This window comes from Limnothrix sp. HT2024 (assembly GCF_059138625.1).
In genome coordinates this window covers 2,762,366-2,774,442 of sequence record NZ_CM181121.1, presented here as the reverse complement: position 1 = coordinate 2,774,442, position 12,077 = coordinate 2,762,366, and the positions used below count along the sequence as shown (strand labels likewise).

Here is a 12,077-nt window from a genome sequence, read left to right as displayed (position 1 = left end):
GATCGGGCAACCTAGCCCAACCCCACCGAATTCACCACCGGCTTAGGCAGCCCCTCCGATGATTCTAGGATCGTGTCAATGATCCCGTATTCCTTCGCTTCGGCCGGAGTCATGTAGAACCGGCGATTCATGTCTTTGGTGAGCTTGTCAGTGGTTTGCCCGGTGCATTCCGACAAAATATCCAGCATCACCCGCTTGTTGCGCAGCACCTCTTCCGCCTGGATTTGAATGTCCGTGGCCTGACCGCGCGCGCCGCCTTGGGGTTGTTGCAGCACAATCTTGGAGTTGGGCAAACTGGCCCGACAGCCCTTCGTGCCCGCCGCGAGCAACATGGCCGATGTGCCCGCCGCCAAGCCCAGGCAAATGGTGTGTACCGGCGGCTTGATGTAGCGCATCGTGTCACAGATGGCAAAGGCATCCGTCTCGAAGCCCAAGTTGCCGAAGGAGTTGATGTAGATCCGAATCGGCTTTTCGGGGTCGTCGTATTGCAAATACAACAGCTCGGCAATAATCAGCTCGGTGACGGCAGGTACGAGGGGCATTCCCAAGTAAACGATCCGCTCCTTGAGCAACAGGGAGGGAAGGTCTGGCGGGGGAGTCCGGTACGCGGTATCGCCGTAGTAGGGCGCTTGAACGGCCTCGATCTTGGGAGTCATCGGCAGATTCAGAAAATTCAGGGCGCTGCTGCGCAAACAGCAGTCATACTTCCAAAATACTAACGCGCAACGCTGACGGCCGGTTGAGTCTGGGCTTGGCGGTTCTCTGGGCAATGGGGGACGGTTGGGCGATCGGTCAGCGCGATCGCCCCAAGGGGTGGTTAATCGATCGCCAAATCCAACACCACGGGCGTGTGGTCGCTGGGCTTTTCGAGTTTGCGCGGCTCAAGATCAATATCGCAATGGCGGGCAGCGGGAATCAAGGCTGGTGACAAATACAAATGGTCAATGCGCCAGCCGCGATTGCGTTGGAAACCGCCCGATCGATAGTCCCACCAACTGAAGCGATCGCCCTGATCACAAAACAAGCGAAAAGCGTCCTGAAAACCCAAGTCAAAAACGCTATTTTTCAGGGCTGCTCGCTCATCGTCGGAGGACATAATATGGGTTTCGCGGTTTTTGGGATTATGAATATCGCGATCTTCATAGGCAATATTAAAATCACCGCAAACACAAATTTTGGGATGCTGGGTTAATAATTTCGTCAAGTAGGTTTTGAGTAACGCCAACCAACGCAGTTTGTAAGCATATTTTTCACTGCCAATTTCAGAACCATTGGGCACGTAGAGATCGACCAAGATCAATTCGCCCGATCGAACTGCGATCACTCGTTTTTGATCATCTAAATCACCCACTAATTCCGGATCTAAAACCGCACCAAACCCAATCAAACATTGATCGATCGGTTGCCGACTGGCAATCGCCACGCCGTTGTAGCTCTTTTGTCCCGAAATTTCCAGGTGATAGCCCAAATCCGTAAAAGCCGATCGGGGAAAGTCGCTATCAATTACCTTGGTTTCCTGTAAACAAAGAAAATCCACCGGATTTTCCTGCAACCAACCGGTGACATGATCGAGGCGCGATCGAACAGAATTAACGTTCCAAGTGGCGATTTTCATAGGGGCGATCAGGCTGTTAGCTGTAGCTGAAGGGGCAAGGGGCTTAAGCCCCTTGTCTACTATTTTGGGATTAATCCATCGGAGGATTCAGGATGTTAATCGTAGTCACTGGGGCAAGGGTCTTAAGCCCCTTGTCTACTATTTTGGGATTAACCGATCTGAGGATACAGGGTGTTAATCGTAGTCACTGGGGCAAGGGGCTTAAGCCCCTTGTCTGTGCTTTTGAAATTCACTGGTCATGGTATTTATTAACTAGTGATTAGCCTTAACATTTGATTGATGGTGTCGGCATTAACAAGGGATGAGAATCAGGTTTAAACCCTGATCTTGGCCCCAAAGCTTTCCCAGAATACCGCTACAGTCGGGCCCGCGCCCGTACAATAGACCCCGGACATGAATTTTTTGTAGCATCCCATGGCCGATCGTTTTGCCTATCCCACCAGCCGCACCGTTGACCAAGTGGACATCTACCACGGCGTTTCGGTGCCTGACCCCTACCGCTGGTTAGAAGATGCCAACGCGACCGAAACGGCCGATTGGATTGCCGCCCAAAATCAATTGACCTTTGATTATTTGGCGCAAATTCCGGCGCGATCGCCCATTTATGACCGGATGCTGCAACTTTGGGATTATGAAAAATTGAGCGTGCCTTGGAAGCGGGGCAATCGCTATTTCTATTACAAAAACGACGGGCTACAAAACCAAAGCGTCTTGTATACGCTCGATCGCCTGGATGGGGAACCGCGCGTTTTGCTCGACCCCAATCAGCTTTCGGATGATGGCACGGTGGCCCTGTCGGGCATTGCCTTCACCCAGGATGGATCGTTGATGGCCTATGGCTTGTCCACGGCAGGTTCCGATTGGCAAACTTGGCGAGTGCGACAGGTGGAAACCGGCGAAGATTTGCCCGATCGCCTGGATTGGGTGAAGTTTTCTGGCGCTTCCTGGACACCGGACAATCGCGGCTTTTTCTACAGTCGCTACGACGAACCCAGCGCAGAAAACCAGTTCCAAGATACGAACTATTTCCAGAAGCTTTACTATCACGAACTGGGCACTGAGCAAACGGCTGATCTGCTGATTTATGAGCGGCCCGATCAACCGGAATGGGGCTTTGGGGGCAGGGTCAGTGAGGATGGTTCCTATCTGTTGATTTCTGCTTGGAAGGGAACCGACGCAAAGAATTTGTTGTTTGTGAAAGATCTGCGGCAACCGGATTCCCCCGTGCGGGAATTGGTAGACGATTGGGTCGGAGGGTTTGGATTTATTGATAACGATGGGGCGATCGGCTGGTTTGAAACCAACTGGCAAGCGCCCATGGGTCGGGTGGTGGCGATCGACCTCGACGCAACCAGCACCGATTGGCAAGCCACGATCCAAGAAGTAATTCCCGAAGCAACCGACAAGCTGGATGCGGTTTCCACCCTGAATGATGGGTTTGTGGTGGAATATTTGCAGGACGCGCGATCGACGGTGCAGTTTTTTAATTTGCAAGGGCAATTCCAGTTTGAAATCGAGTTGCCGGGCATCGGTTCGATCGGGGGATTCCAGGGCAAACGGGGCGATCGGGAAACCTTCTATAGTTTCACCAGTTACACCACTCCCACACGCATTTATCGCTACGACTTTGCCAGCCAAACCAGTCAGCTTTTTCGAGAGCCAATGGTGGCGTTCAACCCGGACGATTACGAAACAAACCAGGTTTTCTATCGCAGCAAAGATGGTACACAGATTCCGCTATTTATTAGCCATAAAAAGGGCTTAGATCTGACCGGCGATCACCCCACCATTCTCTATGGCTATGGTGGGTTCAATGTGTCCCTCACGCCTGTGTTTTCCGTGTCCAATTTGGTGTGGATGGAAATGGGCGGCATCTATGCCGTTGCCAACTTGCGGGGTGGCGGAGAATATGGCGAAGCGTGGCATGAAGCGGGCACAAAACTACAAAAGCAAAATGTCTTTGATGACTTTATTGCTGCGGCGGAATGGTTGATTACGAATCAATACACCAAGCCTCAGCGGTTGGCGATTTCCGGTGGCAGTAATGGTGGTTTGTTGGTGGGGGCTTGCCTAATTCAGCGGCCCGATTTGTTTGGGGCGGCCCTGCCAGCGGTGGGGGTGATGGATATGCTGCGCTTCCCGCAATTTACGATCGGTTGGGCCTGGTGTTCCGACTATGGATCGCCGGAAAACGAAGCGGAATTTAAGGCACTTTATGCCTATTCACCGCTGCATAATTTGCGATCGGGCACGGCTTATCCCGCCACTCTGGTTACTACCGGCGAGCGAGACGATCGCGTGGTTCCCGCCCATAGTTTCAAGTTCACGGCGGCGTTACAAGCGGCCCAAAGTGGCGATGCACCGACCCTGATTCGGATTGAAACGAAAGCAGGTCACGGAGCTGGAAAACCCACCACCAAAATCGTGGAAGAAGCCAGCGATAAGTTAGCATTCTTGGTCAAAACTCTCGATTTTCAGCCTCGGTTGGTGGCCCAGGTTACTGAGGTCTAATGATGGTTGGGATGCCAACGGTGCGAGCTACCATGCGACCGATCGAACCGGTTCCCACGGGTGAATTATGCATCGATTCGCTACCGGATTTGCTGTTGCATCAATCCACTTGGGGCGAACCGACCACGGCAGAATTTCAAATTGAGATTCGCCATGCGGATCATCTCCAGCAACCCATCAATCTAGATCAAGCGATCGCCCAGTTTTCTGACCTCTCACCCCGGGGCGGCAAGCTGACGGTGATGGCGCGATCGCTGCGGTTTTCTTTGGTCATTCCCACCTACGAAGAAGCTGAGAATATTGCAGCCTTGGTGCGATCGCTCGTGGTGATTCTGGATCAGTCCTTGCCGAATGATTACGAAATCATTGTGGTGGATGACAACAGCACCGATCGCACCTGGAAAATTGCCCAGGAATTAACCGCCGAGTTTCCCCAATTGCGGGTGCTTTGTCGTCACTATGAACGAGGATTGGCCACCGCTGTGATTCGCGGTTGGCAAGTGGCTAAGGGCGAAATTTTGGGTGTGATTGATGGCGATGGCCAACACGATGAACAACTGTTGCCAGAGATGGTGGCGCAAATTTTGGCCGGAGCCGATTTGGTGGCCGCCAGTCGCAATGATCCCGGCGGCGGCATCAGCGATTGGAGCCTGTGGCGACGGCTCACCTCTCGGGGTGCGCAAATTTTGGGGTTAGCCTTGTTGCCCGACGTGGTGGGGCGTGTGTCCGATCCCTTGAGTGGCTATTTTGTCCTGAAACGCAGCGCGATCGCCCAGAAAACTCTGAACCCCCTGGGCTATAAAATCCTGATTGAAGTGTTAGCCAAAGGCGATTTTGGACGTGTCAAAACCCTCCCCTACGAATTTCGCGAGCGGCAATCGGGTGAAACCAAAGTTACTTGGTATCACGCGATCGACTATTTAGCTCACCTACTGCGGCTACGGCTCGATCGCTTTCCGGTTCAGCGTTTTATCCGGTTTGGCATTGTCGGCTTCAGTGGAGTAATCGTAGACATGGCGGTGCTCTACGCCCTCAGCGACCCTAGCACCTTGGGTTGGGGGCTTACTCGCAGCAAAATTATTGCGGCGGAAGTGGCAATTTTGAATAATTTTTGGTGGAACGATCGCTGGACTTTTCGGGACTTATCCCAACGTCAAACCGGCTTTCGTCGTCGCCTCGAACGCTTCTTAAAATTCAACTTAATTTGCTTAATGGGTCTGATTCTAAATGTTCTAATTCTGAATCTCTTTTTCAATGTGATTTTTTCGGGTCAATACCGCTATTTAGCCAACTTGATTGCGATCGGTTTGGTCACCTTCTGGAACTTTTGGCTCAATACCAAACTCAGTTGGCGGGTCACCGATCGCGATCGAGCCGAACTCCCCAATCCCTAGACCACCCATCCCCCAGACAAGGGGCTTAAGCCCCTTGCCCCCCACGATCCGCTAACAGTAGATCCAGGGTTTTAGGCACAATGACGATAGGCCCTAAGCCCCTTACCTCGTCCCCTGATAAACCGCTTCATTTCCTATCCCCCAAGCACCCCATGAAGCCCCCCAAAAAACGTTGGATTGTGCTGCTACTGTTCTTTTGCCTCGGGGCGATCGGGGCAATGTTTTACAGCTTGGGCATGATTGATATCGAACGGCTACGCACCCAAATTGGGGGCACGGGTTGGCTCGCACCATTGGTGTATATGGTGGTCTATCTTGCCGTCACCATGTTGATGCTACCCTCAACGGCTTTAAACCTTTTGGGGGGCGCATTATTCGGCTCGATTTGGGGCACAATTTGGACGAGCTTGGCGGCTATTTTGGCGGCGATCGCTTCCTTTTATCTCAGTCGTTGGTTGGCTCGGCCCGCCTTTGAGCGTCGCCTCGCCGATCGCTGGCAAGAAATGGATCAAGAAATTCGCCGCCACGGCTTTGCCTATATGTTTGCCGTGCGTTTACTGCCGATTTTGCCCTACGGTTTGGCGAACTACACCGCCGGTTTAACCTCCGTGCGATTTCGGGATTACCTAATCGCCACCATTGCGGGTACGGGCCCCGGCGTATTTTTATTTGTGCAATTGGGCAGCTCCGGCACTGAAGCCATTAGCCGAGGGCAATTTTTGCCCCTGAGTTTGACCCTCGGGGCGATCGGGCTGCTGATCATTGGGGCCACTTGGTATAGCCATCGGTTGGCACGCTTGGCGGGGCGCGAATAATGCCGCTGGGGCCGATCGATCACCCCCAAGCGGTATCCTGAGGCAAATATCGGCGGGAATAGGCTGAAACCATCGCCTAGTCTAGGCTTGGCATTAACCGAGCCTTAATCTACATCGGGCGATCGCCCGTCTTGTGCCGCTGGCCCCTTGCCCATTTTGTCCCTGTTGCCCCGCACGGAACCTATGCGAATTGCGCTGTTTACCGAAACCTTTTTGCCCAAAATTGATGGGATCGTGACCCGTCTGCGCCACACGATCGATCACCTGCAAAAAATGGGCGATGAGGTACTAATCGTCACGCCCGATTTGGGTTTACAGGATTACAACGGCTCAAAAGTTTTCGGGGTTTCGGGGTTTCCGCTGCCGCAATATCCTGAGCTAAAAATCGCCCTGCCACGCCCGGCCATTGGTCGCGAACTGGATCATTTTCGGCCCGATTTAATTCATGTGGTTAACCCGGCTGTTGTCGGTTTGGGCGGCATTTATTACGCCAAAACTCGGCAATTGCCCCTCGTGGCTTCCTATCACACGCACCTGCCGCAATATCTTCACCATTACGGTTTGGGAATGCTAGAAGGCTTGCTGTGGGAACTGCTGAAAACCGCCCACAACCTAGCAGATATTAACCTTTGCACCTCTACCGCCATGGTGCAGCAACTGAGCGACCATGGCATCGAGCGCACCGCCCTTTGGCAGCGCGGCGTAGACACGGACAGCTTCACGCCCGATCGCGCCACCGCCGAAATGCGCGACTTCCTCAGCCAAGGCCACCCAGACGCGCCCCTGTTGATCTACATCGGTCGCCTGTCCGCTGAAAAGGAGGTCGATCGGATCCGGCCCGTGCTCGAATCAATTCCCGGCGCGCGGCTTGCCCTCGTGGGGGACGGCCCCTACCGCGCCGAACTGGAGGAATTTTTTGCCGGAACTAACACCCACTTCGTCGGCTATTTGCGCGGCCTGGAGCTGGCCGCCGCCTATGCCAGCGCCGATGCATTCATCTTCCCCTCGCGCACGGAAACCCTTGGTCTGGTGCTGTTGGAAGCAATGGCGGCCGGCTGTCCCGTGGTGGCGGCCAATGCGGGCGGCATCCCCGATATCGTCACCGACGGCGTAAACGGCTTCCTCTTTGACCCCACCGATGACCAAGGGGCCGTCACTGCCACCCAGCGCCTGTTTGCCGACCCCAGCCAGCGAGCTGATCTGCGATCGGCCGCGCGGGCCGAGGCTGAACGCTGGGGCTGGGCCGCCGCCACCCGCCAACTGAAGGACTATTACTACGGAATCTTGAGCATGAGTCAGCGACAGGCGGCTTAGGCTGAAATGGCATCCCCTAGCCGGGCGATTGCCCCCACTGGCTGACTGAGCACTGTTGCATAACCTTTGAATTATCTTCCTAACGCAGCGTCCTAACCTCTCAACCATGACTGACTCAACGACGGACTTAACAAGCGACACGATCGCCATTGGCATTCTGGGCGGCAGCGGTCTCTATCAGATGGAGGCGCTGCAAAATCCCCAAGAACGGCGGATTGACACCCCTTTTGGCCCCACCTCCGACGCAATCATCACCGGAACCTTGGACGGTGTGCCCGTGGCCTTTCTGGCCCGCCATGGCCGCCACCATCACCTGCTGCCCACGGAAGTGCCCTACCGCGCCAATATTTGGGCCCTCAAAACCTTGGGTGTGCGCTATCTCCTGTCCGTGTCGGCGGTGGGATCGTTGCAAATGGCGGCGAAGCCTCTGGATATCGTGTTGCCAGATCAGTTCATCGATCGCACCCGTAACCGGGTTTCCACCTTTTTTGGCGATGGGCTAGTGGCTCATATTGCCTTTGGCGATCCCATCTGTGCAGCGTTGTCGGGCTTGGTGGCTGAGGCGATCGACTCCCTGGCCCTGTCGGAGGTGACCTTGCATCGGGGCGGAACCTATCTCTGCATGGAAGGGCCGGCTTTCTCCACGCGGGCCGAATCCCAGCTCTATCAAAGTTGGGGAGCCACCGTCATTGGCATGACCAACTTACCGGAAGCCAAGCTGGCCCGAGAAGCGGAAATCGCCTACTGCACGATCGCCCTGGTCACGGACTACGACTGTTGGCACCCCGATCACGACAGCGTAACCACCGAGATGGTGATTGGGAACTTGCATCGCAATGCCGACAACGCCCGATCGGTCATCCGGGAAACCGTCCGCCGTTTGGGGGCCCAACCGCCCGCGTCGATCGCCCATCAGGCCCTGGCCGGTGCGCTGCTCACCCCCCTGGACAAAGTGCCCACCGCCACGCTCGATCGGCTCGCCCCCCTGTTGGCTCCCTATCGTTAACGCAGCACCCACTGAGCAAAAGATCCTGATCGATCGGCTGAATGGGTTAATCCACGGCTTGTTAGTAATGGGCCTGGCCATCCGGGCCGATCGCCCCCGTCCAAACCACCGCCCGAGTGTTGGCCTGGGACAAATCCGCATCAATCAACACCGCCCCCCGCAGCACAGCACTGCTGAAATTCGTCCATTGCAAGCGAGCCTGAAACAAATTGGCATCGCTCAAATCCGCTTGGCGCAACGTTGACCAACTGAGATTGGTTTCCCGCAAATTGCCCTTCAGCAGTTTGGCCGCCGTGAAATCCGCCCCGATCGCCTTGGCTCGCCGCAGGTCGCAACTGGACAAATCCGCCGCCAAAAACACCGTGCTACTGGCATAAACCTCCAGCAACATCGCCCCCACCAACACCGAATCTGAAAAATTGGCCTTGGTCAAATTGGCCCGCGTCAGGTTCGCCTTGGTCAAATTGGCTTCCGTGAGCTTGGCGTGGTGCAACGTGGCCTCTCGCATGTTGGCCCCTTCCAGGTTGGCCTGATGCAAATCCGCTTCACTGAGATTGGACTCTATCAACACCGCTTCCCGCAAATTCGCACCGACCAACTTGGTGGCCCGCATGGAGCAACCGGACAAATTGGCCCGATCGCCCAAATCCACGCCGCTCAAATCCGCCCCAATGCAGTTCGCATTCACCAAATTGGCTCCCCGCAATGACGCATCCCGCAACTTCACCTCGCGGAGATTAATTCCACGCCATTGCACATGATTCGCCTCCACGCTCAGTAAACGCGCTTCCCGCAGGTTTCCCTCTTCCAAATTGGAGCCAGACAACTTAGCCCCTGATAAATCCGCCCCTTGGAGCGAAATACCGGGCAACAGGGCCCCACTGAGATCCGCCGATGACAAATCAACGCGGTCAAAATCTCGCTCTCCGGCTGCGTAGCGTTCGAGCAATTCGCTAACTTCCATGGGGGAGCCTCATCACGGACTTCAATGCTGCTGTTGGGGGGATATGAACAATCCACATTTCAATCGTCCTCAAAATCCCCCGAAGGACTGGGGCAGAGATTTCAACACCAGCTCAGCAATTCAGCAGTTCTAGCAATTTCACAGAGCCATTCAAAACCAATTCACACCCCGGCTCTTCGGCCCCAGCGACTGGGCCAATCAAGGACAGGGCCAACCAGCGACATGGCGAAATGACTAGGCGATCGGGATTTTGTTTGGGCTGCGATCGTAACCATGCTGATTTTACACCTCGGCTCAGGGTCGCTCCTGACAGGACGGGGCTTGCACCCCCGACGGCCGCCAACGATATGGCCAGTCCTGCCCGATCACATCGCCCATCTTCAGCTTTTTGTCCCGGTGAATCTACCCACAGCCCAGAACGATCAGTATCGCTAGATACAGAACGATACTCGACAAAATTGATGCAATTGCCTGTGTTTAAAGCAAGTCCACGTCGATCGACAATTGCTGCATCAAGAGACTGTCTTGGATTGCAGTCTAGCTTTCATTGAGTCCCTGTCAAACCCTGGGGCAAACCACTCCCAAAGGCGATGCATCTGCAAAAGGCGGCCAGTCCGATCGGTTCAGCCTGTGGAGCAAATGAAGCCAACTTCGCCGCGATGGAGCAGGAAGCTTCCTGATTCCCCCATTCGTGAGCGAATCGCAGCAATTGTTAGAGAAGGAGTGATGGTCTTAGTTTTAACCAGTCAGCAACCGCCCTGTCTCTGAACCATCCATATCAACATCAACCCCTATAGGAACCGTTAGTCTATGGCTAGGCTCAAGTTCTCGGGTCGCCGTAAGGGGCATTCGCGCTCCCTTAACGAGGGCACCGATCGATCCATTGACCAGATCCTGAATGCCGGGCGATCGTTCTTTCACGACGTATTCGGTCGCCGCACTTCCCTCGGTTGGTTAGCCTGCATTCCTCTGGCCGCCGTGATTGTGGCCACCTGGAACCTGGCTGCCCATGCCGCCGAACCCATCAAACCGGAGGACGTTCAGGGCCTGCTGAACATGACCTGGGTTCTAGTGGGAGCCATCCTCGTGATCTTCATGAACGCGGGCTTCTGCATGTTGGAAACGGGCTTCTGTCGTCAGAAGAACGCCGTTAACGTTCTGACCAAGAACCTGATTGTATTTGCCCTGGCTACCTTGGCCTTCTGGGCTTTGGGCTATGGTTTCATGTTTGCCCAAGGCAATAACGTGATTGGCACGACGGGCTTCTTCCTGTCGGGAACGCCCGAAACCTACGGCATTGAAGCAACGGGGCTGCCGGTCTCGCTGCACTTCCTCTTCCAAGTTGCCTTTGCGGGCACTGCCGCCACGATCGTGTCCGGTGCGGTGGCTGAGCGGGTGAAGTTCGTGGACTTCTTGATCTTTAGCTTGCTGCTGGTTGGGGTGTCCTACGCCATCACGGGCCGTTGGATTTGGAGCGGCACGGGCGGTTGGCTGTTCAACATGGGCTTCCGCGACTTCGCTGGGTCAACGGCGGTACACTCCGTCGGTGGTTGGGCAGCGCTGATGGGTGCTTCGATTCTGGGGCCCCGGATGGGCAAATATGACAACGGCCAACCCCGCGCCATCCCTGGCCACAATATGAGCATTGCCACCCTGGGCTGCTTGATTCTGTGGGTTTGCTGGTTTGGGTTTAACGGCGCTTCCACCCTGGCCGTGAATGCGGCCGTGCCTTACATTGCCGTGACCACGAACTTGGCCGCAGCAGCGGGTGGCGTAACCGCCACGTTCACGTCCTGGTGGCTGTCGGGCAAGCCGGATCTGTCGATGGTGATCAACGGCATCCTGGCTGGCTTGGTGGGCATCACGGCGGGTTGCAACGTGGTTGACTACCCCGGTTCTGTGTTGATTGGTGGCATTGCCGGGATTCTGGTGGTGCTGTCGGTGGGCTTCTTTGACTCGGTGCTGAAGGTGGATGACCCGGTGGGTGCAACTTCGGTGCACTTGGTCTGCGGTGTTTGGGGCACGCTGGCGGTCGGTCTGTTCAGCATTGGTAAGGATGCAACGGGTGCGGATGCGGCTGGTTTGGGCCTGTTCTATGGTGGTGGTTTGACCCAGTTGGGCATCCAGTTCTTGGGCGTTGCCATTGCTGGTGGGGTGACGGTGCTGCTGTCTACCATCTTCTGGTACGTGCTGAATGCGTTTGGTGGCATCCGTGTTTCGCCGGAGGAAGAGGCAATCGGTCTCGATATTGGCGAGCACGGCATGGAGGCCTACAGCGGCTTTGTGAAGGACAACACCTCGATCGGCCCCACGGGTACGGCGGCGATGGGTGTTTCGGATCAAACCGCATCCTAGGAAAAAGCCTCGGTACTGGGCCTGGGTCGGGTAACGATGATTTTCATGGTTTTCACGACTTTGGCCACTTGCTGAGTCAGGATGCGACTGATTACCACAGGTG

9 protein-coding genes are annotated in these 12,077 nt (G+C 55.3%); 6 read left to right on the top strand and 3 right to left on the bottom strand.

The genetic code is table 11. From position 1 onward, the window contains the following. Positions 1-11: 11 nt before the first annotated feature. Together AC2IAX_RS11115 and xth are read right to left on the bottom strand one after the other, a co-directional pair. Positions 12-656 (bottom strand): ATP-dependent Clp protease proteolytic subunit, encoded by a 645-nt coding sequence (locus AC2IAX_RS11115; protein ID WP_199291366.1) that lies wholly within the window; start codon positions 654-656, stop codon positions 12-14. A gap of 161 nt (positions 657-817) precedes the next feature. Further along, entirely contained in the window at positions 818-1,615 is a 798-nt protein-coding gene (gene xth, locus AC2IAX_RS11110; RefSeq protein WP_494387561.1) for an exodeoxyribonuclease III, read from the bottom strand. Between the two features lie 414 nt (positions 1,616-2,029). Between xth and AC2IAX_RS11105 the strand changes: the two genes are divergently transcribed. The 5 genes from AC2IAX_RS11105 (at position 2,030) to AC2IAX_RS11085 (ending at position 8,655) form a co-directional block, all read left to right on the top strand. After that, positions 2,030-4,126: a prolyl oligopeptidase family serine peptidase gene (locus tag AC2IAX_RS11105; RefSeq protein WP_494387560.1), complete on the top strand. Its 2,097-nt coding sequence runs from the start codon at positions 2,030-2,032 to the stop codon at positions 4,124-4,126. 242 nt (positions 4,127-4,368) lie between these two features. Then, entirely contained in the window at positions 4,369-5,520 is a 1,152-nt protein-coding gene (locus AC2IAX_RS11100; protein WP_494390362.1) for a glycosyltransferase, read from the top strand. Between the two features lie 152 nt (positions 5,521-5,672). Further along, positions 5,673-6,335, top strand: a complete 663-nt coding sequence (locus AC2IAX_RS11095; protein WP_494387559.1) for a TVP38/TMEM64 family protein — start codon at positions 5,673-5,675, stop codon at positions 6,333-6,335. A 183-nt stretch (positions 6,336-6,518) separates the two neighbouring features. Further along, a complete protein-coding gene (locus AC2IAX_RS11090) occupies positions 6,519-7,649 on the top strand; it encodes a glycosyltransferase (protein WP_494390361.1) in 1,131 nt (376 codons plus the stop codon). A 106-nt stretch (positions 7,650-7,755) separates the two neighbouring features. Beyond that, complete coding sequence (locus tag AC2IAX_RS11085) at positions 7,756-8,655, top strand: S-methyl-5'-thioadenosine phosphorylase (protein WP_494387558.1); 900 nt, start codon at positions 7,756-7,758, stop codon at positions 8,653-8,655. Positions 8,656-8,716: 61 nt separating this feature from the next. Here AC2IAX_RS11085 and AC2IAX_RS11080 read toward each other — a convergent pair whose 3' ends face one another. Beyond that, entirely contained in the window at positions 8,717-9,619 is a 903-nt protein-coding gene (locus AC2IAX_RS11080) for a pentapeptide repeat-containing protein (protein WP_494387557.1), read from the bottom strand. Positions 9,620-10,429: 810 nt separating this feature from the next. Between AC2IAX_RS11080 and AC2IAX_RS11075 the strand changes: the two genes are divergently transcribed. Continuing rightward, positions 10,430-11,974, top strand: coding sequence for an ammonium transporter (locus AC2IAX_RS11075; protein WP_494387556.1), 1,545 nt, complete (start codon positions 10,430-10,432; stop codon positions 11,972-11,974). Positions 11,975-12,077: the final 103 nt, after the last annotated feature.

Excerpts from the sequence above, each read along its gene's own strand:
- AC2IAX_RS11105 (WP_494387560.1), top strand. The coding sequence starts at position 2,030 with ATGGCCGATCGTTTTGCCTATCCCACCAGCCGCACCGTTGACCAAGTG.
- AC2IAX_RS11085 (WP_494387558.1), top strand. The coding sequence starts at position 7,756 with ATGACTGACTCAACGACGGACTTAACAAGCGACACGATCGCCATTGGC.
- AC2IAX_RS11095 (WP_494387559.1), top strand. The coding sequence starts at position 5,673 with ATGAAGCCCCCCAAAAAACGTTGGATTGTGCTGCTACTGTTCTTTTGC.
- AC2IAX_RS11075 (WP_494387556.1), top strand. The coding sequence starts at position 10,430 with ATGGCTAGGCTCAAGTTCTCGGGTCGCCGTAAGGGGCATTCGCGCTCC.
- AC2IAX_RS11090 (WP_494390361.1), top strand. The coding sequence starts at position 6,519 with ATGCGAATTGCGCTGTTTACCGAAACCTTTTTGCCCAAAATTGATGGG.
- AC2IAX_RS11100 (WP_494390362.1), top strand. The coding sequence starts at position 4,369 with ATGGCGCGATCGCTGCGGTTTTCTTTGGTCATTCCCACCTACGAAGAA.
- xth (WP_494387561.1), bottom strand. The coding sequence starts at position 1,615 with ATGAAAATCGCCACTTGGAACGTTAATTCTGTTCGATCGCGCCTCGAT.
- AC2IAX_RS11115 (WP_199291366.1), bottom strand. The coding sequence starts at position 656 with ATGACTCCCAAGATCGAGGCCGTTCAAGCGCCCTACTACGGCGATACC.
- AC2IAX_RS11080 (WP_494387557.1), bottom strand. The coding sequence starts at position 9,619 with ATGGAAGTTAGCGAATTGCTCGAACGCTACGCAGCCGGAGAGCGAGAT.